The organism is Thalassoroseus pseudoceratinae (assembly GCF_011634775.1).
Classification (GTDB): domain Bacteria; phylum Planctomycetota; class Planctomycetia; order Planctomycetales; family Planctomycetaceae; genus Thalassoroseus; species Thalassoroseus pseudoceratinae.
In genome coordinates this window covers 1,060,693-1,086,453 of record NZ_JAALXT010000002.1, presented here as the reverse complement: position 1 = coordinate 1,086,453, position 25,761 = coordinate 1,060,693, and the positions used below count along the sequence as shown (strand labels likewise).

General features: G+C 55.3%; 20 protein-coding genes. 7 read left to right on the top strand and 13 right to left on the bottom strand.

The features are described from left to right. Positions 1 to 58: 58 nt before the first annotated feature. Together G6R38_RS09725 and dxr are read right to left on the bottom strand one after the other, a co-directional pair. Entirely contained in the window at positions 59 to 2,215 is a 2,157-nt protein-coding gene (locus G6R38_RS09725; RefSeq protein WP_166823539.1) for a site-2 protease family protein, read from the bottom strand. After that, on the bottom strand, positions 2,203 to 3,351 hold the full coding sequence (gene dxr, locus G6R38_RS09720; RefSeq protein WP_166823536.1) for a 1-deoxy-D-xylulose-5-phosphate reductoisomerase: 1,149 nt from the start codon (positions 3,349 to 3,351) through the stop codon (positions 2,203 to 2,205). The genes G6R38_RS09725 and dxr overlap by 13 nt, the downstream gene beginning before the upstream one ends. Positions 3,352 to 3,607: 256 nt before the next feature. On the opposite strand from dxr, the gene G6R38_RS09715 reads away from it, so the two are divergent. From G6R38_RS09715 to G6R38_RS09705, 3 genes are read left to right on the top strand one after another with little or no spacing between them, the layout of a single operon-like run. Continuing rightward, complete coding sequence (locus G6R38_RS09715) at positions 3,608 to 5,128, top strand: M20 family peptidase (protein ID WP_206028525.1); 1,521 nt, start codon at positions 3,608 to 3,610, stop codon at positions 5,126 to 5,128. Positions 5,129 to 5,152: 24 nt separating this feature from the next. Beyond that, positions 5,153 to 6,244 carry a quinone-dependent dihydroorotate dehydrogenase gene (locus G6R38_RS09710; protein WP_206028524.1) on the top strand — a complete coding sequence of 364 codons (1,092 nt, stop codon included), beginning with the start codon at positions 5,153 to 5,155 and terminating at the stop codon, positions 6,242 to 6,244. A 52-nt stretch (positions 6,245 to 6,296) separates the two neighbouring features. After that, on the top strand, positions 6,297 to 8,012 hold the full coding sequence (locus G6R38_RS09705) for a DUF4129 domain-containing protein (RefSeq protein WP_166823532.1): 1,716 nt from the start codon (positions 6,297 to 6,299) through the stop codon (positions 8,010 to 8,012). Positions 8,013 to 8,026: 14 nt separating this feature from the next. Here G6R38_RS09705 and G6R38_RS09700 read toward each other — a convergent pair whose 3' ends face one another. Both G6R38_RS09700 and G6R38_RS09695 read right to left on the bottom strand, forming a co-directional pair. After that, the gene (locus G6R38_RS09700) at positions 8,027 to 8,650 is read right to left on the bottom strand and encodes an RNA polymerase sigma factor (RefSeq protein ID WP_166823530.1); all 624 of its coding nucleotides are present in this window, start codon (positions 8,648 to 8,650) and stop codon (positions 8,027 to 8,029) included. 133 nt (positions 8,651 to 8,783) lie between these two features. Further along, complete coding sequence (locus G6R38_RS09695; RefSeq protein WP_166823527.1) at positions 8,784 to 10,205, bottom strand: DUF1501 domain-containing protein; 1,422 nt, start codon at positions 10,203 to 10,205, stop codon at positions 8,784 to 8,786. 265 nt (positions 10,206 to 10,470) lie between these two features. On the opposite strand from G6R38_RS09695, the gene G6R38_RS09690 reads away from it, so the two are divergent. Further along, positions 10,471 to 11,142, top strand: a complete 672-nt coding sequence (locus G6R38_RS09690; protein WP_166823525.1) for an EF-hand domain-containing protein — start codon at positions 10,471 to 10,473, stop codon at positions 11,140 to 11,142. A 165-nt stretch (positions 11,143 to 11,307) separates the two neighbouring features. Beyond that, positions 11,308 to 12,345, top strand: coding sequence for a hypothetical protein (locus tag G6R38_RS09685; RefSeq protein ID WP_166823523.1), 1,038 nt, complete (start codon positions 11,308 to 11,310; stop codon positions 12,343 to 12,345). On the opposite strand, the gene G6R38_RS09680 is transcribed toward G6R38_RS09685, so the two are convergent. Further along, positions 12,324 to 13,484, bottom strand: coding sequence for a 5-(carboxyamino)imidazole ribonucleotide synthase (locus G6R38_RS09680; RefSeq protein ID WP_166823521.1), 1,161 nt, complete (start codon positions 13,482 to 13,484; stop codon positions 12,324 to 12,326). The two genes, G6R38_RS09685 and G6R38_RS09680, sit on opposite strands and share 22 nt — an antisense overlap. A 54-nt stretch (positions 13,485 to 13,538) precedes the next feature. Then, positions 13,539 to 14,036, bottom strand: a complete 498-nt coding sequence (purE, locus tag G6R38_RS09675) for a 5-(carboxyamino)imidazole ribonucleotide mutase (RefSeq protein WP_166823519.1) — start codon at positions 14,034 to 14,036, stop codon at positions 13,539 to 13,541. 135 nt (positions 14,037 to 14,171) lie between these two features. Between purE and G6R38_RS09670 the strand changes: the two genes are divergently transcribed. Further along, positions 14,172 to 14,561: a hypothetical protein gene (locus G6R38_RS09670; RefSeq protein WP_166823518.1), complete on the top strand. Its 390-nt coding sequence runs from the start codon at positions 14,172 to 14,174 to the stop codon at positions 14,559 to 14,561. A gap of 18 nt (positions 14,562 to 14,579) precedes the next feature. Here the strand turns inward: G6R38_RS09670 and G6R38_RS09665 are convergent, their stop codons facing one another. Further along, complete coding sequence (locus G6R38_RS09665) at positions 14,580 to 15,758, bottom strand: hypothetical protein (protein ID WP_166823517.1); 1,179 nt, start codon at positions 15,756 to 15,758, stop codon at positions 14,580 to 14,582. Positions 15,759 to 16,036: 278 nt separating this feature from the next. Here G6R38_RS09665 and G6R38_RS09660 point away from each other — a divergent pair, with 278 nt between their 5' ends. Continuing rightward, the gene (locus tag G6R38_RS09660) at positions 16,037 to 17,836 is read left to right on the top strand and encodes a hypothetical protein (RefSeq protein ID WP_166823516.1); all 1,800 of its coding nucleotides are present in this window, start codon (positions 16,037 to 16,039) and stop codon (positions 17,834 to 17,836) included. Here the strand turns inward: G6R38_RS09660 and G6R38_RS09655 are convergent. The 6 genes from G6R38_RS09655 to G6R38_RS09630 form a co-directional block, all read right to left on the bottom strand. Further along, positions 17,828 to 18,355 (bottom strand): DUF1569 domain-containing protein, encoded by a 528-nt coding sequence (locus G6R38_RS09655; RefSeq protein ID WP_240928152.1) that lies wholly within the window; start codon positions 18,353 to 18,355, stop codon positions 17,828 to 17,830. The two genes, G6R38_RS09660 and G6R38_RS09655, sit on opposite strands and share 9 nt — an antisense overlap. 26 nt (positions 18,356 to 18,381) lie before the next feature. Further along, positions 18,382 to 18,630 carry a hypothetical protein gene (locus G6R38_RS09650; RefSeq protein WP_166823514.1) on the bottom strand — a complete coding sequence of 83 codons (249 nt, stop codon included), beginning with the start codon at positions 18,628 to 18,630 and terminating at the stop codon, positions 18,382 to 18,384. Between the two features lie 58 nt (positions 18,631 to 18,688). Continuing rightward, positions 18,689 to 18,946: a hypothetical protein gene (locus G6R38_RS09645; RefSeq protein ID WP_166823513.1), complete on the bottom strand. Its 258-nt coding sequence runs from the start codon at positions 18,944 to 18,946 to the stop codon at positions 18,689 to 18,691. A gap of 35 nt (positions 18,947 to 18,981) precedes the next feature. Next, positions 18,982 to 19,908 carry an ABC transporter ATP-binding protein gene (locus tag G6R38_RS09640; protein WP_166823512.1) on the bottom strand — a complete coding sequence of 309 codons (927 nt, stop codon included), beginning with the start codon at positions 19,906 to 19,908 and terminating at the stop codon, positions 18,982 to 18,984. A gap of 186 nt (positions 19,909 to 20,094) precedes the next feature. Next, positions 20,095 to 21,495 carry a sigma-54-dependent transcriptional regulator gene (locus tag G6R38_RS09635; protein WP_166823510.1) on the bottom strand — a complete coding sequence of 467 codons (1,401 nt, stop codon included), beginning with the start codon at positions 21,493 to 21,495 and terminating at the stop codon, positions 20,095 to 20,097. A gap of 212 nt (positions 21,496 to 21,707) precedes the next feature. Next, a complete protein-coding gene (locus tag G6R38_RS09630) occupies positions 21,708 to 25,733 on the bottom strand; it encodes an FtsK/SpoIIIE domain-containing protein (protein WP_166823508.1) in 4,026 nt (1,341 codons plus the stop codon). Positions 25,734 to 25,761 lie beyond the last annotated feature (28 nt).

Sequence of the window (25,761 nt, the reverse complement as noted above, 5' to 3'; positions counted from 1 at the left end):
TTACTAGTGCCAAGAATCAATGGGGGATTGCTACGCAGACTCGGTCATCTCGAGCCGCCTAGCCGGGGTTGGAATGCACGAAGAGATCCAAGTAGAGCACGAAGAGCATCAACCCCACAATGAACAGGAATCCAAGCAATTGAGCCGTTTGCAAAACCCGTTCACTGGGTTTGCTGCGAGTGACCCCTTCCCAGATCAAGAACACCATGTGTCCGCCATCGAGCACTGGGATTGGCAGGAAATTGACAACCGCCAGGTTCACGCTCAAGAAACCCAGGAACAATAAGAGTTGATTGATCCCTTGCTTGGCGACCGTGTAACCCATTTCGGCAATCCCGACTGGGCCGTGAAGTTCTTTCGGTGAAATGTCTCCGCTAAACAGGCTTCTCAAGGTGAGGTAGATGTCGATGGCGGAGTTCTTCGTATAATCGACTCCCATGCCGATCGCTCCGGCGAAGCTATCAGCTTTTTGAATCTCGGAAAGCCCTCCGAGCTTTACTCCTCGATCACTTGGTTGAAACCAGTCTTTCGACGCAACGGGCACCAATTCCACATTGCGAACTTGGCCTTGGTCGTCGCTGACGGTCAACTTGACGCTCCGCGTCGGAACTCCTTGTATCAACCGAAAGGCGTAGGCCCAATTCTCGGTTTTGTCAAATTGAATGGGTTCGAGTCTGTCACCAAATCGATCCGCAGGCAAATCGGGATCGGCAATGAGGGCCAACTGCTTGATTCGTTCCCCCTTTTTCAAACCCGCTTTATCGGCAGGGCTGCCCGGTTCGACGTGCAGCACGACCGGGATCGCGTTGTAGGCGATACCGATCGACGGAATCGTCGCAGGCAGTCCCGGAGCAAGGACCGCACCACGCAGCATCAAATCCGTCCAGCCCGGATGATCACTCGGACGAACTTTCAATACAACGTCTTCCGCACCGCCTTCGTCGGGGGAACGGTTCACAACAACCTCAACGGTCCCCGGTTCCCAATCGTCGGGCGGATCTGTGGGAGCTTCACTGTTTCGCAACGCATGGAAATAGTCCGGTAGCCGCATCGGATCGATCTCGGTGCCGACAGCTTTTCCGTTGACGTGGGTGATCTTGTCACCGACTTTGAAACCGGCTTTCTCCGCAGGAGAGCCGTCCACGATATCGACGATTTGTGTGATATCCATCCAGAGGCCAAGGGTTCGGAACGACTCTGGTTTCACAGTGATCGGTTCTTCAACCATCGTGCCATTGCCGTCTTCGTCGAAGCGTTCGACGTAGAAATCAACGGCCTGGGACCGGACTTGCGGTTCCGCCAGCCATGCTTGAAGATTCGCAATCGTCTCGAACGCCTGTGGTTCTTCTCCCGCGATGGCGGCCTTGCGAATGACGTCACGACGTTGGAATCCGTTTTTCACGTCTGCCGCTGGCGTGCCGGGTTCGACGACCAAATCCTCAGGGTCTTCAACGTCCGTCACCCGAAGGCTTGCATACATTGGAGCGGCACCGATCATTCGTTTCGTGCCGGACACATCGGGTGTCAACGTGAACTCAAAATCGCTGCCGTCCCGTTTGACACCGGCGATTTCCAAATCACCGCTCGTCAAGGCGACCCCTCGCATCAGATCACTGAAGGACTCGACTTTACGGTCGTTGATCCGGGTGATGCGGTCGCCGTATTCCAGTCCGGCATTCCACGCCGGTTTCCCGGGTTGCACTCCGCCAATCACACTAGGCGTCATTTGCACGCCGGAGTTGAATGCAATCGCGAAGAACAGCATCCCGGTGATGATGTTCATGATCACACCGGCAGAAATAATTGCCATCCGTTGTGGCACTGACTTCGCCGAATACGAACGCGGGTCTTCGGCGATCTCCTCGTTCGACATCTGGCTCGGGTCCATATCGTCTTGGCCGAGCATCTTCACATATCCGCCGAATGGAATGATCGACAATGCGTATTCGGTCTCCCCACGTTTGGTGCTCCAGAGAATCGGACCAAAGCCGATGCTAAAGCGTTCGACTTTCACATCGCACCACTTCGCAACCGCAAAGTGGCCCAATTCGTGAAAGAAGATCACCAACCCCAGCCCGAGTGCCACGTACAGAAAACTGACGATCGACCCCAGCGAGATCGCCGCCGGCATCAGAAAAGCGGGAATGATCAGCCCCAACGGAGCCAGCGTGAGAACCGGAAGCAACCGTCCGGTGCGTGATTTCAAGCGTGCCAACGAGTCATCTCCTTACGAGCCCATTCGTCCCAGCGGAACAAGTCCGACAGTTTCGGGGAGGGATCGAACGTATGAGCATCCAAAACCGCACGGCAAGCGCGGGGGATCTGTGGAAAAGTGAGTGTTCCATCCAAAAACCGGGCGACCGCCACTTCATTGGCCGCATTTAATACCGAACCGCAGGTTCCCCCACGCTCGGCCACTTCAAATCCTAATTCCAAACCGGGAAACGCCTCGAAATCGGGCGGCAACAAATCGAGTTGCATTGCGGATTGCCAATCCATCCGCGGACACACGCCGTCCGTCCGTTCCGGGTACGTGAGCGCATATTGAATTGGTAGCTTCATATCGGGCGGCGACAACTGGGCAATCACCGACCCGTCGACAAATTCCACGAACGAGTGAATGATCGACTGCGGATGCACCACCACGCCAATCTGGTCCCGTGACAGATCAAACAGCCAACGAGCTTCGATCACTTCCAGAGCTTTGTTGATCATCGTGGCGGAATCCACGGTGATTTTTGGGCCCATGTCCCAAGTCGGATGGTTCAGCGCCATCTCGACGGTGACCGATTCCAGCTTCTCTTTCGCCCAACCGCGAAACGGTCCGCCACTCGCGGTCAGCACGACCCGGCGGACTTCGTTGGCTCGTCCAGATTGCAGGCACTGATAGATTGCGGAATGTTCGCTATCAACCGGCAGCAGTGTCGCACCGGTCTGTTTGGCGAGTCGCATGACCAACGGACCGGCAACAACAAGTGTTTCCTTGTTCGCAATGCCGACGGTTTTGCCACTCTCGACGGCCGCCCAGGTCCCACGTAATCCCGCGGCACCGACAATGCCGGAGATCACGACATCCACATCCGCTTCGGAGGCGACTCGTTCAACGGATTCCGGTCCGAATAACAGTTCGGTCTCGGGGTGGAATGCGGAGCGATCGACTTGCTCACGGATGTCGTTGTCACTCAGAACGGCCCAACGCGGGCGAAATTGCTGCGTTTGCTGCGCAAGTTCAGTCCAACTCCGATGAGCCGTCAACGCGACCGGAGCCATTTCAGACGCATGAGCCGCGAGCACGTCGAGACAACTCGTCCCGATCGAACCGGTCGACCCCAAGACCGCAACTTGCTTCATCCCTGCTGCACGTTCCCTGTTCTGACGCCACCCAGAAGAGTGGCCATCAAATAATTCGTCTTGACACCTTGCACGAAAATCTCAGCGACGGCATTCTAGAACGGCACCAATTTTGCCGCAAGAGCGAGTGGATTGAGCCAGATTGTTACCGAGAGTTTTGTAGGGTGCGTACAGCGCAGCGTAACGCACCGACTCCATTCAACGTCGATCACATGGTGCGTTGTGTTTCACTCCACGCACCCTACGAATTCTCGTTATGCCGAAAGAAACACCACGTCGAAGACCATTTCTCCCACCTCGACTTCGGCGTTGGTTGGTCAGGTTGTTTTTGTTTCTCTTGATCGGTCTTCTCCTGGTGATCGGTGTGATGACGTGGCGGACGTTGGCGTTGTCTTCCGATCCGATTTCTATATCAAGGGTCACGTTGCCAACAATTGATCAAGACGCAGCCGAGCGGTTGGCGGGGGCGTTGCGGTTTCGGACGGTGGCGTCGCCGGCGGTGTTCGATCCTGCGGAATTCCAAAAACTGCACGAATACTTGGAAACGAACTTTCCACGAGTCCATGCAGAGTTGCAACGCGAGGTGTTTGCCGAGTGCAGTTTGCTCTACCGTTGGCCGGGGAAAGATTCGTCAGCCACGCCGATTCTGCTGATGTCACATCTGGATGTCGTTCCGGTGCCGGAATCGGAGGAACCGCGTTGGAGTCATGATCCGTGGGGTGGTGAGATCGTGGATGGTTTCATTTGGGGACGCGGAGCACTCGATGTGAAGTGCGGCGTGGTGGGCATGCTTGAAGCGGTCGAACATTTGCTCAAGCAAGGGTTTCAACCGGAGTGTGATGTCTATTTCGCGTTCGGGCATGATGAGGAAATCGGCGGGCAGAACGGGAACGAGCAAATTGCCGTGCAATTACGCGGACGCGGTGTGCGGTTTCGGTTTGTGATGGACGAAGGTGGCGTGATCGTCTCAAACGCGATTCCTGGTTTGGAATCCCCTCTCGCATTGGTCGCGGTTGCGGAGAAAGGGTACGCGACGGCCCGTCTCTCCGTGGAACTCTCCGAGAACGAACGCGGACACTCCTCGATGCCGCCACCGCAGACCGCGGTCGGAATTCTGGCGGCCGCACTTTCGAAGTTGGAAGCCAATCCATTGCCGGCGAGTTTCTCGGGCCCCGTTGGTCTCATGCTCGAACACATTGGCCCGCATCTTCCATTCACACAACGATTTGCCATCGCGAATCGAGACGTATTAAAACCACTCGTCATTTCGTCACTCAGTCAGTCGCGTTCGCTGAACGCCCTGCTTCGCACAACGACCGCCTTGACCGTTGTCAAAGGAGGCCACGCCGAGAATTCTCTCCCCGGTGAAGCGGAGGCTCTTGTGAATTTTCGCCTTAAACCCGGTGACACGCCCGATTCCGTGTTGGAGCACGTTCGCAAGGTCGTCGATGACAAGCGTGTTCGATGTGAACTCCGCGGTGAGCCGACAGCGGCGTCTTACGTTTCTGATCATCAATCCGAGGATTTCAAACGAATCGCACGTATCGTGCGGCAACTTGATTCCGAAGTTCTGGTATCGCCGGGGTTGGCCGTCGTTGCAACGGATTCACGTCACTACGAAGGGCTCACCGAAAATACTTATCGGTTTCTCCCACTCCGTTTGAGTGCCGACGATTTGAAACGAATTCATGGTGTCGACGAACGAATCTCCGTCGAGAATTATTTGGAGTTCGTTCAGTTCTTCGTATTGTTGTTGCAGGACGCAACCGCGACGTAAACTGTGCGAATGAATTCGTACGCCATGTTTCTTCGTCCGCTCCTTTTTCAATTAGATCCGGAGACCGCTCACAATGCCACGGTCTCGGCTTGTCGTGTCGCGGCGAAAATACCGTTGCTGCCTTGGATATGCGAACGGTCCCTCACGTTCCGCGCCCCCGAACTCTGCACCGAAGTCGCGGGACTCCGGTTCCCAAATCCGATTGGACTCGCCGCTGGTTGGGACAAGAGTGGAAAGGCGTTGAACTTCCTGGATCGGCTGGGATTTGGAACGGTCGAAATTGGATCAGTTTCGGCGTGTCCGTCGGAAGGTAACCCCAAGCCGCGTTTGTTCCGTTTGCCGGACGATCGAGCGATTCAAGTCCACTATGGTTTACCGAACGATGGTGTGGAAACGGTGGCCGACCGTGTTGAATCCGCACGACTTCGAATTCCGGTGGGCGTAAACCTCGTGGCGACCAATCACGGCCCGCAGGTTCCCGCGAGTTCTGAAGAGGAAATTCTTGACGACTACGCCACGAGCATCGCCCGCGTCCACGCCTATGCGGATTATCTGACGCTGAATCTCAGTTGCCCGAATGCAGAAGGTGGGCGGGATGTGTTCTCCGAACCCGGAACGCTGCGAAGACTGCTGGAACGTGTGCAACCGTTGAACGTCGCCTGTCCGGTCTTTCTCAAAGTCGCTCCCGAGACGGATGCGAAAATTCATGAGCGGTGGTTAATGGAGATCGATCCGTTTGAATGCGTGAAAGGTTTCATGTTCAACCTGCCGTCTGGCCAACCACGCTCACTGAAACTCAAAACGCCGGCCAACATTTGGAAAAACCGTCCCGGTGCGATTGCCGGGCGTCCGGTGGCCGATTGGATCGATCGTTGCATTGCGAGTCTTTACCCGCGGTTGGATCACTCTCGACAGACCATCATTGGCAGCGGCGGTGTATTTTCGGGCGAAGATGCCTACCGCAAAATTCGTCTCGGTGCGTCGATCGTGCAAATCTACACCGCGATGATTTACGAAGGGCCCAAAGTAGTCACGAGAATCAACCGCGAACTGCTCGAACTCCTTCGACGAGACGGTTTCGAGTGCGTTCAAGATGCCGTCGGTGTTGGCGTTTGAATCCAGCGTGGTAAACTGAAGCAAACATCTCTGGCGGAAATCCCATCCGATCATGGCCAAACGCAAACCGACACAAACGCTTGCCGACTACGTGGCGATCGCCATCAGCCCGGCACTGATCATGTTGCTTGTGGGGAGTTTGGCGTTTTTTCTCCTCGATGTGATGTATCACGGCGATCACGCGGGGCGATTCCGCTGGGTCTTGGGTTGGTTCGTCTTTGCGGCGGTGCTGATTTCTCGCATCGCAATCGAGCAAGGCTCCGAACAGGCCTTCGTCTACACAGCGGCGTTTTGGATCGCGATCTTACTCGTCGTGATGCGGTTTCTCGATAATCCGTTGGTCGGCGTGGCATTGCTGGGAATTGTGTGGTGGTGCACGAAACAATTGACCTACGACTGCACCTTGATCGACGATTCCCAAGACGCTTCCGGTGAGGGACTGTTGCAAGTCGCGGGCATCGACGAGTCGTCAACAGACACATCGTCTGACGAAGAAATCACCGAGCGTAATGACGACTCCCCCAAACGCCCGCATTCTCCCGGACTGTGGGTAGTCTATTTTTCGCTGGCGGCGTTGCCGATTTTCGGCATCGGTCAGGCGTTCATTCCGCGATCCGATGAGTCAACCAGAGACGGTGCATTCCGTCTATTGTGGGTCTACGTGGCAGCGGGAATCGGGTTATTGCTGACAACAAGTTTTCTCGGGCTGCGGCGTTATTTGCGACAACGTCGGCTCACGATGCCGAAATCGGTGACGGCGACGTGGCTCTCTATGGGCGTCGGTTTGGCACTCGCGGTCCTGATTCTTACCGTGTTGCTTCCACGCCCGAACGCAGCGTATTCGATTTCCAATGTCGTCGATGAAGTCAGCGAACGAATCGGGCAGGCGTCCGACTACGCCATGAACAGCGACGACGCCGGCGAGGGCGAAGGTCGAGCGGCAGGTAAAGAAGACGAATCCGCGAAAGACGGTTCGCGGGGGTCGGAAGGCGAACAACCCAGCGAGCACGGTGAATCCGAGAAGCCGCAGGGTGGCGACGGTGAAAAAGATGGTCAAGGCGAGAACAACGGCAATGGGCAAAATTCCTCCCCCAATGGGGACGGCGAAGAGGAAGACAAAAAGGCCGAAGAATCGAACCAATCCAACAGTCAAGGATCGCCAAAGGACGATGAAGGTGAAGCGGAGAACGATTCTGCGTCGGAGTCCTCTCCAACTCCCGGCCAAGAGTTGGGGCAATCCATCCAGGAAACCGTCACCAAGTTGGCGAAAATCGTGATCTATGGGATTCTGGCGGTTGTTGTCATTGTCCTGCTGGTTCGCTATTGGGAATTCGTCGTCAACGCGATTCGCAAATTCCTGGCGGACTTGGCGAGTTTGTTCGGTGGACGATCAGAGCAAAAACCATCGGCGGCGACTTTGCAATCGGAAACCGAATATCGCCCGCCTCCGAAACCGTTCGCGAGTTTTCGCAATCCGTTTCACTCGGGGATGGCGAGTTCGATGCCACCGGAAGAGTTGCTGCGTTACACCTTCGCGGCGTTGGAAGCCTGGGGCAACGAGTGCGGCGTGCCGCGTCCGACCGAGATGACCGCTCTCGAATACGCCGCGCAACTCGGTCAAGCGGAACCGGAAATCGCCAGCCCCGCTCGGGAACTCGCTCGACTTTACACTCAAGCAGCGTACTCGTCCCGACCACTGCCGAACGATGTCACAAGTCGCGTGGAAAAAATCTGGGCATCGCTGGAACGCACACCCACGACGGCTTGAGTCGTCAATCAGAATCACTCGGGCGTTTCGATGCCCAGCAGATTCGCTCCGCGGTCACGGATGCTCGCAAAACGGCGGCGGATGGTGCGGGCGTCGACGCCCATCTTCTCGGCGATTTCTTTCTGCGTGAGTCCTTCCATTCGCATTTGGATGAGCTGCTGTTCTTCCTCGGTGAGATTTTGCAGCACGTATTCCAGCGTGTCGGCGAACTCGACGACTTCGGCGGGCGAGAGCGGATCACCAAACCGGCTGATCGCATACCCCTGGATGGCAGGTGACTGCGTATTCCCGGTTTCCTTGGCGAGATCGCGTTTGTCAGCCTGTTCCCGACGGACTTTGTTTCGGACCTTGTTTAAGGCCATCGTCAGCAGCAGTTTCCAAAAATCATTTTCGCCATCGAATTCAAACCGTCCGGCTCGCGTGAGGCGGAACATTGAACGAAACACGCTCTGCACCACGTCTTCCGGGCCAAGTCGTGGGTTGAATTTCCGCGAGAGATGTTGCCCGACGAGATTCATCAGCCGCAACAAATAGCGATCATGCAGCGTCGAAGCGGCGGCTTCGTCACCGGTTTCGCGATAACGTTCGACGAGTTCGGCGTCGGTGAGTGTGTTCAAGTCCAGTTCAGAGTCCGTCATCAATGCCAACTTCTTTTTCAGAATCAGGCTGGTGTGTGTTCCAAATTCCTACGACAACAACCAAAGAAGAACGAGCCACCGTGCTTACTTACGAATTCTCCTTGCATCTCTGCGGCACGTCCCGCCAATGAATTCATGCCATCAACGGTTCGACCACGTGCCCGCCGACATCGGTCAGACGAAAGTCTCGGCCTTGGAATTTGAAGGTCAGTTTTTTGTGATCAATCCCGAGCAGGTGCAAAATCGTGGCGTGGAAATCGTTGACATGGACGATGTTCTCCACGGAATTATAACCGAAATCATCGGTCGCACCGTGAGTGATTCCGCCACGAATTCCGCCGCCCGCCATCCAGAGACTAAATCCTTTGATGTGATGATCGCGGCCGTTCCCCTGTGCCATCGGCGTGCGACCGAATTCACCGCCCCAAATGACCAGGGTATCTTTGAGCATGTCACGTTGTTTCAAGTCGGTGATGAGGGCGGCACAGGCTTGGTCGACTTCGCCCGCCGTGCCCTTGATCGCTCGCTGAATGCCGCCATGATGGTCCCATGCTCGGTGATACAACTGCACGAACCGCACGCCCCGTTCCGCCAATCGGCGGGCGAGTAGACAGTTCGCTGCGAAAGAACCATCGCCGCCCTTGGTTCCATAGAGATCGAAAATGTGTTTCGGTTCGCCGGAAAGATCGACGAGTTCCGGAATACTTCGCTGCATCTGGAACGCAGTTTCATAGGCCTGAATGCGTGTCGCGACTTCAGGGTTTTGCAGGAAACCGTCGCCCAGGGCGTTCAACCGGTTGACGGTCTGCACAATGTCGGCTTGCCGTTCGCGGGTAACACCGGGCGGATTACCGACATACGAAACCGGATCGCCCGTTGAGCGAAACTCCACACCTTGGAACCGGCTCGGCAAGAATCCACTGTGCCATTGTCGAGCGGCAATCGGTTGGGCTTGGCCGAATTTCCCGACGGATGTCAGCACCACGAATCCCGGCAGACTTTCATTCTCACTACCGAGACCGTAGTTGAGCCAACTTCCCATGCTGGGTCGTCCGGAAATCAGCGAACCGGTATTCATGTAGGTGTGAGCCGGGTCATGGTTGATCGCCTCGGTAACCATTGAATTCACGATGCACAAATCGTCGGCGACCGCTCCCATTTTGGGAAACACCTCAGCCATGCGTTGGCCGGAATCGCCGAAACTTTGGAACTTCACCTGCGGGGCGAAACACTTGAGCTGTCGTCCCTGCAACTGCGCGATCGGCTGGCCTTTGGTCAATTCCGCCGGCATCGGTTTGCCGTGCATCTCGGCGAGCTTGGGTTTGTCATCGAGCGTTTCCAAATGACTTGGCCCACCGGCCATACCGAGATAAATGATGCGTTTCGCTCTCGGAGCATGATGCAGCGGACTCACGACACCTTGCCATCGTTCGGTCTGACGAGATTCCTCAGCCATCGACCGGGATCGCAAGTACGACGCCAACACAGCGGCCCCGATCCCCGCCGTCCCTGTCGAGAGGAACGTACGACGCTGATGACTCACCGGGAAATTCATGAGACGCATACCCGAACGGAAGAATTAATTGAGACAGGAATGGATCGCTCTGTGATCATTACGTCACATCGACTCCGGAGATGCAAGCGTAATCCCGCGACACGATCTTCGAAGGCGAGCGAGGGTCACAATTCTTTTTTGAAATTCTCCCCAAAACCAGAGAAACCCTCGCCAGGAATCGGTGTTTAACTTCCTGTGCCCGACGAAACAACGGGCATGAGATGCTGGCAGAAAAATACCCCACTTGGAATTGGAGAGAGTCAGAATGCGTTTTGAAAAACTCAGTTGGTTCGCAGCGTTGGCAATGGTTGTTTGTACCGCTCAGGCGTTTGCTCAACCCGGTGGTGACCGGGAACGTCGTGGTGACCGAGAAGGGCGTGAACGTGGCGAGCGAGGTGAACGTGGAGAAGGCCGTGGGTTCGGGAATCGCGGCTTCCGTCCGCCGCCAAACCCAATCGTTGAAGCCATCGACAAAGACAAGAACGGCAGCTTGTCGGCCGAGGAAATCAAAAACGCGGTCGCCGCTCTGAAAACCCTCGACAAAAACGACGACGGCGAAATCAGCCGCGAAGAAATGCGACCAGAAGGCCCTGGCCGCTTCGGTCAAGGCGGTCCCCGTCCTGACTTCAATCCTGAAGACTTTGCGAAGAACTTCGTAAGCCGTATGCTCGATCAAAACGACAAGAACAAAGACGGCAAAATCGCCAAGAGCGAAGTCACCGGTCGTTTCGCCGAGAACTTCGATCGTGGCGACACCAACAAAGACGGCTTCATCGACAAAGCCGAAATGGAAGCGATGGCAAAGCAAATGGCAGAACGCTTCGGTCGCGGACGCGGTGAAGGTGGCCGTGGCCGTGGACCACGCGGCGAAGGCGAAGGCAACCGCCCACCACGTGGACCTCGTCGTCCTGCAGTCGAAAGCGCAGACGATCTCTAAGCCGATCGTCCGCTGACGCCTCAAAATCAAAAAAACACTCACCGGTTTCGATCGGTGAGTGTTTTTTCTTACGCGCAGACTCCGTTTCGTTCAGTCCGCGAGTTTGCTATACCGGACACCAGCCAACATCGAAATCTGATCGAATTTTTGTTGAGGAAATGTGCAATGAGCCGCCCAGTTGACCTCTACATTTGCGGTTCACAAACCGAGCAACCTTCCGCATACGATGCGAATTTTCTGAACGTGCACTCTGTCGCCAATCGTCCGCTCGACCGGCTTTCAACCGCGGAAGTGAATGATTATCTTCACACGGCCGAGAGCGATCTCGTTGGGTTCGTCGATTCACGTCTCGTGGACCGGCTCGGCAACGCGGGGGAGTTCGTTGGTCAGATTATGGACGACGATTCTCCGGCGGCTTTGATTCTCGGAAACGACGCCTCTGCATCGGATTGGCAGATTTTTCCGCAACCAATTGCCGCGTTGATTCGCCCGATCGCCGAAAATGCAGTGGTTTTCGTTCGCAAAAGTCATCTCGATCGACACGGAAGACTCGCCGATGTTGCGGATCCGCTTTGGGAATGGCTCGTCCGTAGTGTCAATCGCGGTGAGAAAATCCAGGTTCGGGAAGAACCTGCACGATCTGGGTCCGGCACATCGATGGCGGATGAAGGGCAAACGTTGCCGAAACTGGCACCGAAAGAACCGGGGCGATCACGACAATGGCTTCGCAATGCGATCGACTCACTCGACCCCCGAAGTTTGACGAACGACGCCATCCCAGACACCGAGTTCACCGCCCTCAAAGCCGGGTTGTTGCAGATTCACGATTACCTCGATGCTAGCCATCAACACTCGCAGAGCATTGAACACGAAGGACGGTACCGGGATGGCAATTATTGGCACGCGATCATGCACCGTCGCGAACCGGACTATGGCAACTCGAAGTATTGGTTCCGCAATGTGGGTGATCATCCGATCTTCCCCCAGTTAGCGGAAGCTGCCCAGACAATCGGTACGCATTACTCCGCCACAGACATGACGGATTCGTTTGCCCAAGCCGATTGGGACCCATTTGCGTTCGTCGATTTCTGCCAACACTGTGCCCGCACTGGTGATGCAAAGGCCATTCGTATTGCAGAAGAAGTGCAGTGGCAGGAGATGCAACTGCTCTTGGAACACACCTATCGGGAAGCTGGCGGCTGAGTCAACGCGGTTCGTGCGTTCATAACCGATGCTCGGGCCGCCTCAACGGTCTCGCCATACGCCGTGAGATGGCCCATCTTCCGCCCGGTCCGTGGTTCTTGTTTGCCATACAGGTGGAGTTTGACGTTGGGATCGCAAAGCGCGTGATCCCAATGGGGTTCGCCATTCGCCCAGACATCACCGAGCAAATTTGCCATTGCCGCCGGTCGCAGCAATTCGTTTGAGCCCAGCGGCAAACCACAGACCGCACGAACTTGTTGCTCGAATTGGCTCGTGGCATGGGCTTCGATGGTGAGATGCCCCGAGTTATGCGGACGCGGGGCCAACTCATTGATCATGAGAATCTCGCCGGGAGTCTTGAAGAACTCCACACACAAGACGCCGATGACATCGAGCGTGTTCATCACACGGCGAGCAATATCGAGAGCGGTGTCAGCCGTCGTTTGTGGGATTCCCGCTGGAACAGAAGAGACATCGAGAATGTGGTTTTCGTGATCATTCAGGATCGGTCCGTAAAGACGTAAATCCTCATTCCCATCATGCATGGTGCGGGCGGCGACCACAGAGATCTCGCAATCAAATTCGATGAACGCTTCCAGAATCGCTTCATCGGTCTGCAACTCTTGCCATCCACGTTCGGCGTCTTCGGGGTTCTTGATCACGGTCTGGCCTTTGCCGTCGTAACCCCAGGCGGCGGTTTTCAGAACGGCGGGCGTTTTCAACTCTTCGATCGCATCCTTGAGTTCTTCTAGCGAACGCACGGGAGCAAACGGCGTGACTGGTAGTCCATGTTTCGCTAAAGTCGTTTTCTCGCGGAGACGGTTTTGGGTCGTCTGCAACACAGCGCCGGCCGGTCGCACGGGAACAAATTGCTCAGCGGTATCGGTTGCGCTCGCAGGGACGTTCTCAAATTCAAACGTCACGACATCCACACTTTGCGAGAATTCCGCAATGGCTTTGGAGTCGGTGTAGTCACCGATGAACTCTCGATCGGCGACTTGGCCAGTCGGTGAATCGCCCTCGTTGGAAAAGACGTGAATCCGGTACCCCATCTCACGGGCCGCGAGCGCGAACATCCGCCCCAATTGGCCGCTGCCAAGGACTCCAAGTGTCGCACCAGGTAGAATCGGTTTGTTCATAGAATGCACAGGAACTAACGCAAAAATGAGGTCCAGTCGATCGACGCGGCGATCTTACTCCAAACTCTTCGCCGATTCGAGGACGGTTTCCGTCTGCTCTTGCTGGAACGTCTCCAGTCGGGTCCGCAAATCGTCGTTGTGAGTGGACAAAATCCGAATCGCCAGCAAGGCCGCGTTCTTCGCCCCGCTATCGCCAATTGCCAACGTGCCAACTGGTACGCCGCCGGGCATTTGCACGATTGACAGCAACGAATCGAACCCGTTGAGTGCTCGGCTTTTGACCGGCACTCCTAAAACCGGCAGCGTCGTCAGCGATGCGACCATGCCCGGTAGGTGAGCGGCTCCCCCGGCACCAGCGATGATCACACTCAGCCCTCGTTCACAGGCCGACTTGGAATATTCCACCAAGCGTTCTGGCGTTCGATGCGCGGAAACAACTTCCGCTTCATAGGGAATTTCGAACCGCTGGAGCATTTCCACTGCATGACGCATCGTGTCCCAATCAGACTGGCTCCCCATGATCACGCCCACAATCGGCGTTGCGTTCGACATTTTTTCCGTTCCTTCTAGCTCTCGATGTCGGACCAATTGGGTTCGTTCATCGACCGTCTTGGCAATTTGATTCTTGGTACGTTAAAATACGCGTCGAACGTATCAAAAACACCCCTTGAATAGAACGAGGTCCCCGTGTCCCGCCTCATTTTTGCTTTGATGATCAGCATGCTGACAATTTTCACTCTGGGGTGTCCATCCCAGAATGACGGTGAGCTTTCGTTGGATCAGAAGCTGGAAGCTGCCAAAAAAATCAGCGACCCGACCGCCCGCAACGAATCGTTGAAAGAAGTTTCGTTGGCCGCTGCCGCTGCTGCCGACGATGGCGTGGTCATTGACGCATTGAACGAAATTCAAGATGTTGAGTTGCGAAACGCGACTGCGGAAACGGCAGCGAAAGTCCTCGCCGATAAGGACGATGGAGACGCTGCCTTGGAAGTGGCTGAATTGATCACCGATGAGGACCAGAAAAATGAAGTCCTCAAAAGCTTGGCCGAGAGCAATCCGATCCCAGAGACGGAATGATCACTCTCGATCCGGACCTCACCGCTTTATGCTGAGGTTCAACATGACGTTGATATTGCTGACCCCGCTCGCACCTTCATCGAAGGTGCCGAGGTCAAACCAGTCGTGGATGTACTCGAAGTCCACGCCCAGGTTGGCATCGCCGATCCAGTGATCGTACAACCAAATTGACTGCCAAGGCGTGCTAACCCCCGCACCGGCAACAACGCCCCAGAATACGTCTGTTTCTTCATTCCCGGCATCGAGATCGAAATTCACACCCGGTTGCGAGTCGATGAGCCCTTGAATGGTTCCGAACGCACTCGGTGTGGGAAACTCGGAGAAACGAGCGTCGACATGCCCCAGTCGCACACCGACCCGACCGGTAAATTGGAAGCCGGTATCATCGTTGGCGGTGTTGAAAATCGTGCCTAATGCGGCGTGAATCCAGCCACGATGCAGTTCCTGAAGCTCCGTCTGGACGGAGTCAGTCAGCACCTGTTGGGAAATCGGATTCGTATTGACGGTTTGCGTGAGCGTGCCATCGCTCACCGTTCGATTGCCGGCTTCACCGTATTGGTGCATGTAACCGCCGCCCAATTCCGCGAACGGAACCAAATCCTCATAGGGCCAATCGATCAACGCCCGTGCCGAACCTTGAACCGTCCAACCGGGTTCGAGGATGTCCGCGTATTTTCCATTGCCAATGGAGAACACTCCACCGGCTCGGATCGTCTTAAAGATCACGTTGTGCGGATGGGTGATGCGTTGAACCGGTTCCTCTGGAAAACTCGAATGGCTGTTCAGAGGATACCCCGGAATCCCGTCCATCGACGGCGGCGTGTAGGATTGCTCGACAACCGGCGGTGCGGCTGGTGGAAGGGAATGAGGTTCCACCATGGTTGGTTCCGTCGGCGTTTCCAAATACTCAACCGGCATTGCATAGTTCGAGGAATCGTTTTCCGTTCCCCAGAACCGCTGTACCGCCTGACTCACCGGTTGCGAGCTCGGTTTCTTCACCGTTGGAGTTTGGCTGTCAGCGGGGAACAGGGAATCGTCTGACAATCCCATCGAAAACCGTGAGGATTGGGCCATCAGCGGTTGAACGCCCGCCAAGACAACGCAGAAGCAACACGTCCCCAGCAGGAGTTTCGCTGGCCAGAACGTGGATCGCTCGCGTGACTTGGATGCAAGCGGAAAATCGGCAGTGTGCGGCATGATCGGCACCAGTCCGTAGGTTCAGCGGTCCCCCCATGTCGTCCATCGCAAAACCACGATGGCGACCCATACATCACCTGTATCGATTCCCCGATCCTAAGGTCTTTAACACATCTGCCATCTTTAACGACAAGTCAACCCCGTTTGCGCGCCATGCAACTCCAACACTGTGACACCATTACGCCGACAGTGTTACCAACACGTTACTCAGAGATTCCGCCAGAACCGTTACAATTTGACCTCGCTATCTGCTTCGTCAATTCCACAGGAGAAATCACATGTCGCGGTCTGCTCTCATCGTCCTCGTGGGGATACTCACGGGGCTGAATTCACTCGGCGAAAGGTTCGTTTTTGGCGCGGAGAAAGATGATCCCCACGAACTGAAACTCACGACCGAGCGGTTAATTATCTTCAAAGATGGCTATGCGATGGTCATCAAAAAAGGCACAGCAACGACCAACGATGATGGCGAAGTCTTTACGAACGAAGTTCCCAATGCGGCCGTACTTGGTTCCTTTTGGGCGGTTCCCAAGCAGGGGCGTTTGATCAATATGCTCGCGCGGGAAACCGAGCGCGAAGAAACCACCACGACAACACAATCGGCAGCCCATATGCTCGATTTGCTCGATTCCAATGTTGGCAAGGACGTCAAACTGCAATTGTCGAACCGTGAAGAATTGCCTGGGAAGATTAAGGAAGTCTTGAAGCAACCGACCCAAACAAACGTGGCTCGGGAGCGTTGGGAAGACGTCGGGATTGACCCATTTGCAATCTCCGTGCTCTCCGCCAACGCGGATTTTGCTCGCCCGGTGATGAGTGGAATTACCGGTCAATATGTCGTGATGGCAACGAAAGACGGAGATGTCGTTTTACCGATCAACGACGTTCGTCATCTCGTGGGCGACGATTTGGAAACAGCGGTCACTCGCAACGTCACAACAAAGATCAAGTCGAAGCAGCTCACCTTCCGATTCGATCAGCCGGGCGTGAAACAGGAACTCACGCTGATGTACTTCCGACCGGGGCTCCGTTGGATTCCAACCTACCGCATGGCACTTCGGGATGATGACAAAAACCGTGAGGCCACGCTGAACTTGCAGGGGGAAATTCTCAACGAAGCCGAAGACTTTTCCAAGGCGGCGATTGATCTCGTTGTTGGCGTGCCGAACTTCCGTTTTCGAGAAATTGTAAGCCCGTTGATCCTGGAAAAGACGCTCGTCGACACGCTCGCTCAAGCTGCGCCGCAGGTGATGGGCCAGATGAGTAACAATTCGTATAGCAACGCGATGTTCAGCCAAAGAGCGAGTGAATGGCGAGGAAACCGACGCGGCGGTGATGCCGGTGAAGGTGGAGGGATCGTCTTGCCGGATGAGCTGACCACCGGCGGCGCACAGAACTTGTTTGTCTATTCGCTGCCAAAGATGGAACTCAAAAAGGGCGATCGCGCCTCGATTCCAATCTTCATCGGACACGCTCCGTACCAGAATGCTTACACTTGGGATCTGCATGTTACACGCACTCGCGATGGGGCCGCCCGCACCGGGTCGGAGGCCAACTCACCGCTCAAACTCGCGAAGAACGATGTGTGGCATCAAATCGAAATGCCCAACAACACCGATGTGCCCTGGACCACCGGGGCGGCTCTGATCATGCAGGGGAACTTGCCGCTCGCTCAGGAATTGCTGACGTACACATCCCGCGGGAGCGAAGTTCGCGTTCCGGTAACGATTGCCGTCGATGTGCGGGCGAATGCGACCGAGAAGGAAATCGGTCGGGTTCCGAACGGTATGCAATGGAACGGATATGCATACGCCAAGATCGAAAAGCAGGCCCAATTGAAAATGACCAACTATAAGCCCTACCCGATCCGAGCGGAGATCTCATTCCGCTTCGGTGGGAAAGCGACCGAAGCCTCCGACAATGGCGAAATTACGCTACAACCCTACACAGCTGGCGACTGGAAAGATTTCTACGGTGACCCGACCGTCAACAATAGTTCGATCGTTCGTTGGCAATTCAATCTGAAGCCGGGTGAATCTTTCGAGCCCACCGTCACCTACCACTATTACTCACGGTGATTTGTCCGGTGTTCCAGACTCGACCGGCATCGCGGCTTCTGTCGCTGCGTCGGTTTGGGGGACAACGAAACTCAGGTGCAATTCGGCGTGTCGGCAGTGCAGTTGGATTGACTCTGCGGGTGTCAGTCGGCCGAACACCGGATGTGGTTGGCGGGGTTCTTCGTGCTCGAAGCGATCAAGCACCGCGAAAATCCGGCTCAACGAGGCCGTTCGATCCACTCCTTTATCGGGAAGAATCTGTGTCGCGCGTTTCGGGAGTTTGAAGCCCGCAGGCATCGGTTTGGTCAGAAAACGCTTTTTCACCATCGGTCCCGCGATCGACCGCACGAACCATGGCGACTTGAAGTTGAAGCCGTCAAAGGAAGCTTCCATCGCACTCGCGAGATGGTCCAGAATTTGAGCAAATGACCAATTCCCGATCGTTCTGATATTTGCACTCGCGAGGCGGTTAATCTCGCTGCGGATCTCACTGATCGAATCGAAGTGCAACGTTCGCCGCGAAGACTTTTTCCAGCCCATAGCTCCGATGCCCACTCAAAGTATCGTTACACAAAGTACCGCACGAACCGCCAAATAACGCTGATCGCAATCAACACGAATCCCAATAGCATCACGATACTCGCGGGGGATAGCGACTCGCTGTCTTGCAGACTCTGTGCAATGTCCTTGTCGGACATCCGCTCGTCAATCATCGGCCCGCGTTTCTCCGCCGCTCCGCTGAAACCGGCCAAGAAGTAGGCGATGATCACAAGGACAATCCCGCCGGCCAACAAATACCAGGGTGCGGAAATCATGGCTCAAACCTCGTTTTCGTCGAGACCGGCGGTCATTGCAGGACACACGGAAACCTTATTAATCCCGCAACGGAGTCAGCTGAAGAAGCAACTTAACAAGAATAGACATTGCGAGCATGACAAACCCAATTACGACAGCCTTCTCTTCTGGGTGCGGCACATGCCCCTTCCTTGCAATCTCACGAATCTCTTCGTCGCTCATGTTGGAATGAATATCGGGTCGCACTGATAAACCACCGAGCCAAATGACGAGAGCACCAAAAAACATGTTCATGGTCCCGATGAAGCCGATAGCAAACAGTAGAAAATTCAACATGACCAGTTTTTTGTGTTCAGTGTTCGCAGATAAAACTACTGCTGCACGCCCTTGGTCAATTCCATGAACGCGGTTTCAAGGTTCACGTCTTCTTCGCGGAACATTTGGATGCGATAGCCGGCTTCGATCAACATCGTCGGGAGCGTGCTGTAATCGAGCGTTTCGCGGTCCAGATATGCCCGAATCGTTTCGCCTTGCATCGTGATCGACGCAACGGAATCGTGTCCTTCCAACAGTTTGGCGGCCCCTTCGGAATCGGTGGTTACACGGATGTCGAGCGTGATCGTCTCTCGAGCCTTCCGCATGACTTCCTTCACATAGTCGTCAATGATCAAGTTGCCCTTCTCGATCATGCCGACCCGCGTACAGACATCAGCCAATTCTGGCAGAATGTGGCTGGACACGACGATGGTTTTGTTCGTTTCGCCCAGCCGTTTGAGCAGTCCGCGAATTTCGATCCGTGCACGCGGGTCCAGACCGCTCGCCGGTTCGTCCAGCAACAACACCTGCGGTTCATGTAATAACGTGCGTGCCAAACCGAGACGCTGCGTTTGCCCCCGCGACAGTTGGCTGGCGTACGCATCGCGTTTGAACGACAGGTCGACCAATTCGAGCTTTTCCTCACAGACTTTCCGCCGGGCCGGTCCGTCGATGCGGTAGGTGGCGGCGAAAAATTCGAGGTATTCGATGACGGTCATATCATCGTACACACCAAAAAAGTCCGGCATGTAACCGACCAGCCGGCGAATTTCTTGCGGATGCGTGTAGATACTCTTTCCGCAAACGTACGCTTCGCCGTAATCCGGATTGAGCAGCGTCGCGATCATCCGCATGGTGGTCGTCTTGCCCGACCCGTTCGGACCGATGAACCCGAACACATCGCCTTCCTTGAGATTCAAATTGATCTCGTTGACGGCGACCAAATCCCCATATTTCTTGGTGAGACTCTGCGTTTCAATCATCAAAGAGTTCCGACACGATGAACAGCGAAATGGATGCCTTGAGTCTAACGCAAAAAGCCCCCGGGTTGCATCCCGGAGGCCTGATGAATTCTTGATGATCGTAGGCTGGGTCGCGACCCAGCATTTGTTCCGTGTCGTCGCGAATTCGTGCTGGGTCATGACCCAGCCTACCAATCATGGACCGCGCTACCCGGCTTTGGCTTGGTGTTGGGCCTGGTACTGGTTCAGTTTGTTGTACAGCGTTTTCAACGCGATACCGAGTTCGCTGGCGGTTTTCGGTTTGTCGCCGTCGTGCTTTTCGAGGGTGTCGAGGATGACTTCCATCTCGACTTCTCGGAGCGTGCGAACTTTGCCACTGCCGGAGAACTTCACCGCGTGTGCACCGGGACGCGCTCCTGGTCGGGTGACCGCCCGCGGCAAATCTTCGGGACTGATCGGTTCGCCTCCGGAGAGAATCACCGCGTGTTCCAACGCATTCGCTAGCTCGCGGATGTTGCCGGTCCACTCGTGATTGATCAACGCTTCGGTTGCTTCCGGCGTCAAGATTTCGCGGGAAACATCGTCACGTTTGAGATGTCGAGCGATCAACGCCAACGCGATTTCCGGAATGTCTTCCTTGCGTTCGCGAAGTGGTGGCAGATGAATTTCAAAGGTATTCACGCGGAAGATCAAATCCTCGCGGAATGTTCCCTCTTCAGCCATTTCCTGAAGATCACGGTTCGTCGCACAGACGATTCGCACATCGACGTTGAATGGTTCATTCTCACCGACGCGGCGAATTTCACCGGACTCCAAGAACCGCAAGAGCTTGACCTGCATGGACTTATCGAGTTCGCCCAATTCGTCGAGGAACAACGTCCCGCCGTGGGCGACTTCGAACAAACCTTTGCGTGGTGCGTCGGCTCCGGTGAAGGCACCTTTGCGGTGACCGAAGAATTCGCTTTCGATCAGATTCTCCGGCAGTGCACCGCAGTTGACCGGAACAAACGGCCCGTCGGCTCGCAAGCTCTGCTCGTGAACGCTGCGGGCCACGAGTTCTTTCCCCGTCCCGGTTTCACCGAGGATGAGGACCGTCGAATCCGTGGGAGCGATCTTTTCGATCAGCGTCTTCACACGGGTCATGCCCGGTGATGAACCGACGATGTTCGTCTTGCCCTCGGCTCGTTTCAGCCGAGTTTCCAGGGCAATCGCCTTGTTCGTCAGGGCCTTCTTATCGCCGACACGTTGCAAAACGTTGGCGATTTCGAAGAGTTTGCACGGCTTGGGTAGGAAGTCGTAGGCACCTTCGCGGAGTGCGCGAATGGCTTCCTTCATGTCGCCATGACCGGTGCTGATGATGAACTCGGTTTCCGGCGAAACCTTCTTGAGATGTTCGACAACATCCCAGCCGGATAACCCAGGCATCTTCAAATCGACGATGGCGGCGTCGAAAGACGAATCTTCCAAGACCTTGAGTGCCGATTCACCGTCTTCGCAGATCGTGAGATCGTGTCCCATCCTTGGGAGCTCAATCTTCATGACTTCGCGAATGGCCGGTTCGTCGTCGACAAACAAGACCCGTAATTTGTGTTGCGTCGAACTGCTCAAGAGAGATGCTCCCCAATCGGTCCACGAATCCCGCCGTCAGACCGGTTGCAGTCGGTTGTGAATGTAGTAATGCAAGAGATTGCTGCGAGGCGGGGTGATAACAGAAACTTCAGAATGCCACAATCGCGGTTTTTGAAGATTTTTCCATCTTCTTCGCATGCCAACCATTCAGAAAATCGCCAACATTTCTCGGCTTTTCGCCAGACACTTGTCTACATAATGGTCCATTCGTTGATATCTTCCGCGACGTCAAGTTGTTGCGGTGGCTCAACTTCGGCTTCGGTGCCATCGCCCAAAAGTTCATGGAGTGTCTCGGGCGATGGTGGGCCGTACGGTCGGAACTTCTCTACGGTGCCTTGATCATCACGGTACAAAAGTGCGCGGTTCGGACCGAGTCGGCTTGCGGCAGGAGAGTCGACCAGGTTGCTGGAATCTCCGGGACTCATCTGAAACACGACACGAGTTTCGAATTCCCGCAGCAACTGACGACCGAACCACCGATCAACCGTGTTGTAAGAGTTCGCAGAAACGATGGTATGAATGCCAACCGCCGGACCGTCGCGGAGAACCTCCCCAAATGCTTTGCCGGGACTGGCCGGTTTGTCGCGATCGAGACTGGTTGTGAACCCGAAATCGTCCTCAGCTTTCCGCAGGTCGCGGAACTGACTGACATCATCGATGAACAAAAACACCGGTGATGCCGTCGAGTTTTCGTCAATTCGACGTTTCACTTCCGTGGCGATCTCACGAATGACATCAGCCGTTCCATTTGGAGTGACAGTCCGAATTGCCTGCGGCAGCAATTCCGAGAGCGTGGCCCAGCTCGCATTGTGGTCGTCTGTACCAGTCAATCGGCAGAAGGTTGGTAGTTCGGAAGCGTCATCATCCGCCACTCCTGCTGCAAGACTTAGACACGCCCCAATGAACAAACCTTCAATCATCGTCCCCGCCTGACCGACGATCAACACATTCGCTCCCGCCTGACGCACAAATGCAGTCTGCGTGGGATGACTGATCGAAACCGGTTCCCCCCACCAAACTGTAAGCGGACTTTCGGTGGTATCCGGCGGCATGTTCTGCAACCGCTGAACAAGTTCAGTGTTTCGTTTCAAACTCGCTGGGACATTTCCCTCGAACACGATTGGACTGGCCAGTTGGCGACCGTGTTTCGTCGCCAAATCGCGAACTTGCTCTAAATACCGGTCGTGTTCTTCATCACCCAACCAAGCGACCTGGAACAAATTGTTCCCTTCGAGCATGCCGTTGGCGTCGTTATAGATGGCTTCGCCAGGCCGTGTCAGCAACCGTGCGGCGGTGTTATCTTCACTGAGGATCAGGTGCGCATCGGCCTCACTGCACTGCAATGCGATCCGAACGGCCATCTGGCTGAGCGTTGTCCGTGCCAACGAATACGCACCGCCGAGCGTTTGCGATCCAAGTAGCACGTGGATTCCAAACGCACGCCCCTGACGTACCAATCGGTCAAGCAGCAGACTCGCGGTTTGGGAGTGGCGATCGTCTTCGACAAAGAACTCTTGGAATTCATCGACGACCAGCAGAATGCGTGGCATCGGTGTGTCGGGTTGGGTATCGCGAAACTGACCGATGTCCTGCACACCGAGATCACGGAAGAGTTCCCCACGTTCTTTGAGGACATCGTCCAACCGTTGCAATGTGCTAACGCCGAATTCGCGATCACTTTCGATGGCGATCACCTTCGCGTGCGGCAAATTGTGGGAGGCGTACGTTTTGAATTCGACGCCTTTCTTGAAGTCGATTAAATAGAATTCGATGTCGTCCGGGCTGTACTTCAACGCCAATGTTGTGACGAGTACGTGAAGCAGAGTCGATTTCCCAGACCCGGTTCGACCAGCGACCAACGCATGCTGCGATGTGCCGATACCGAAGCGAAGATGCTGCAATTTCGTGGCGCCGGAACGACCGAGCGGACAATCCAGCACGCCTCGACTGTCATCGGTCCAATACCGATCTTCGGTGGGCACGATGCGGTGGAACGGCACTTCGACTCGTCGCACATGTCGCGACAGATCGCCCAGCTTCCTCACGATTCCCGTGAACAAGTTCGGTTCGGGGGGATCATCCGGGACGATCGGCAAGTCGTAGTGACCATCGATCGAACTTTCAAATCCGTTCCCCTGCCACCGTAATACGGTCGCGTTCTGCTCGACATCGGAGAGTTGGAAACCACGCGGCATGGTCTGGCGGGTGTCGACACTCAGTAGTGTGTAAACGCCGCAACGGGGGCCACTCGCCATGATGCTCGTCAATCGAGACGCCGCCCGTTCGGTAAACGCCGACGGAAACCCAGCGACCACCAAAATCCGATACGGCTCCGCAACCTCACCGGCGTGATGGTTGTAGTCTTCGATGGTTTCAAATTCGTTCCGCAGATATTTTTGGAAAACGTTCTCTAAGTGTTCGGTCAGATCGGTGAGTTGTTGATCGATATGAGCCGACTCGGTCCAAATCCGATTGGTTATCAGTAAGTCGTCGTAGTCTGCCAGGTGCATGAACGCGGAAAACGGTTCACCGAGCCCTACGGGATCAATCACCGTAAATCGCACTTTGCCGGGCGGAAGTTGCGTGAGTAATCGCAACATCGCCACCTGTAATACACTGACGGCTTCGTTTCGACCGCCTTGATTCGTTTCGACCACCAAGGACGGCGAATGCGGGAACGGCAACATCAACGGAAGATTCCACGCGGTTTCCGTTTCCAGATCGACCGCCTCCGGTTGGAATTGGCCTCCGAGATGACTTTGCAGATCCAGCCGGAAATCACCGAGTCGCATTTGTGATGGAATCTGTTCTGGCACCGGCCAGTCGGATTGGAGCACCTCGTCCCACTCATGCGATCGCGATTGGCCAGCCGATTGAATTTCCTCTGCCGCTTCTCGGACACCGTTGAGCATGAGTGACCATTCACGTTCCATTGTCGTGCGGCGATTCGCTTCGTCGGTTAGTCGATGAGTTTCTAATTCCGCAATCCGATCTTCGAGTTCGGACCGTCGTTGCTCCAAATTCCTTGTCCAATTCTCAAGCTGTTGATGATGCTCCTGTTCCACCGCCGTTTTCTGCTCAGCGGCAACGGTGTTCACTTGGTGAATCCGTTCTTCCTGGACAATCGCGGCGGCATGGAGTTTTTCATCCCGCGTGACCGTGAGCGCTTCCAGCCGCTCGGTGCGTTCGGTGTTGAATTTTTCCTCGGCCATTCGTCGACGTTTCTGAACGAATGCCTGTCGCTGCCGGAAGTCTTTCTCGCGTCGTTGCAGTTCCGCCTTGGAGCGTTTGTTCCATTGTCGCTGGGCATCGCTGGCAATGACGATCGACTCATGCATCGGAATAAATGCCGTCCACGTTTTGCGGGCTGCGATGTCCCACAGAATCAGACCGATCAGCCCACAAACCACAACCAAAGCACCACCGCTGGCGAGTGCCCAACCGATGCGGTCGAGACTTCGCAGCCCAATTTGTTGCGGATCAACTAGGAAAAACAAGACGGCAAAAACCGCCAACCAAATCGTGAAACCAATAGCCAGTACACGCCAACCGGAGACGATTCTTGGAAACCAACGTTTCTCGAAACTGGCGTGATGTTCGTCGAATGCGGCTTTGGCCGCGTCGAAACGTTCGCGGGCTCTCTCCGTGGTTTTCGCGGTTTCGACGTGCGGACTACTCAGGTCACCACGCCAGTGGCCACGGGATCGCACCGTTTCCGCAACACGCTCATACGTTTCTCGCAGCGTCGCAAACTCGACGATCAATCGCTCCTCGGTCGCCTCGGTGTGGTCACGGAACGATTCGTATTCACGCTTGGGGCTGTCGTCCGATTCATCATCGAGCAGCGACGATAACATCCAATCGTTGTCGCGGTACTTGGCTTCCACGGCTTCGGTCTGCGTGGACCAAGTTTGATTGGCTTCGCGGGTCGCAAGTCGATATTCAGACTCAGCCGCTCCGATCTCGGCTTGATGCTCAGTTTCGATAGCGGCCAATCGCTCGCCGTATTCGCTTTCGATCTCTTGGTGCTGTTGCTCAGCGGTCTCGATCAGCTTCGCGAGTTCGTTGCGGCGTTCATCTAATTCCGGATCTTCCCCGGCCATCCGCATCACGTTGATGGCTTCCTGGGCTTCGTGCCGTTGCTGAACGCCCGCGAGAAATCGATCGAGCAGTTCCCGATACCGAGCTGGTTGAAATCTTGAATCAGATTCGTTCATAGGTGGATCACTTTGGTCGCTTTGATGT

Excerpts from the sequence above, each read along its gene's own strand:
- G6R38_RS09715 (WP_206028525.1), top strand. The coding sequence starts at position 3,608 with ATGCCGAAAGAAACACCACGTCGAAGACCATTTCTCCCACCTCGACTT.
- G6R38_RS09630 (WP_166823508.1), bottom strand. The coding sequence starts at position 25,733 with ATGAACGAATCTGATTCAAGATTTCAACCAGCTCGGTATCGGGAACTG.
- G6R38_RS09710 (WP_206028524.1), top strand. The coding sequence starts at position 5,153 with ATGTTTCTTCGTCCGCTCCTTTTTCAATTAGATCCGGAGACCGCTCAC.
- G6R38_RS09680 (WP_166823521.1), bottom strand. The coding sequence starts at position 13,484 with ATGAACAAACCGATTCTACCTGGTGCGACACTTGGAGTCCTTGGCAGC.
- dxr (WP_166823536.1), bottom strand. The coding sequence starts at position 3,351 with ATGAAGCAAGTTGCGGTCTTGGGGTCGACCGGTTCGATCGGGACGAGT.
- purE (WP_166823519.1), bottom strand. The coding sequence starts at position 14,036 with ATGTCGAACGCAACGCCGATTGTGGGCGTGATCATGGGGAGCCAGTCT.
- G6R38_RS09700 (WP_166823530.1), bottom strand. The coding sequence starts at position 8,650 with ATGACGGACTCTGAACTGGACTTGAACACACTCACCGACGCCGAACTC.
- G6R38_RS09665 (WP_166823517.1), bottom strand. The coding sequence starts at position 15,758 with ATGCCGCACACTGCCGATTTTCCGCTTGCATCCAAGTCACGCGAGCGA.
- G6R38_RS09690 (WP_166823525.1), top strand. The coding sequence starts at position 10,471 with ATGCGTTTTGAAAAACTCAGTTGGTTCGCAGCGTTGGCAATGGTTGTT.
- G6R38_RS09685 (WP_166823523.1), top strand. The coding sequence starts at position 11,308 with ATGAGCCGCCCAGTTGACCTCTACATTTGCGGTTCACAAACCGAGCAA.
- G6R38_RS09655 (WP_240928152.1), bottom strand. The coding sequence starts at position 18,355 with ATGGGCTGGAAAAAGTCTTCGCGGCGAACGTTGCACTTCGATTCGATC.
- G6R38_RS09650 (WP_166823514.1), bottom strand. The coding sequence starts at position 18,630 with ATGATTTCCGCACCCTGGTATTTGTTGGCCGGCGGGATTGTCCTTGTG.
- G6R38_RS09645 (WP_166823513.1), bottom strand. The coding sequence starts at position 18,946 with ATGTTGAATTTTCTACTGTTTGCTATCGGCTTCATCGGGACCATGAAC.
- G6R38_RS09705 (WP_166823532.1), top strand. The coding sequence starts at position 6,297 with ATGGCCAAACGCAAACCGACACAAACGCTTGCCGACTACGTGGCGATC.
- G6R38_RS09695 (WP_166823527.1), bottom strand. The coding sequence starts at position 10,205 with ATGAATTTCCCGGTGAGTCATCAGCGTCGTACGTTCCTCTCGACAGGG.
- G6R38_RS09640 (WP_166823512.1), bottom strand. The coding sequence starts at position 19,908 with ATGATTGAAACGCAGAGTCTCACCAAGAAATATGGGGATTTGGTCGCC.
- G6R38_RS09660 (WP_166823516.1), top strand. The coding sequence starts at position 16,037 with ATGTCGCGGTCTGCTCTCATCGTCCTCGTGGGGATACTCACGGGGCTG.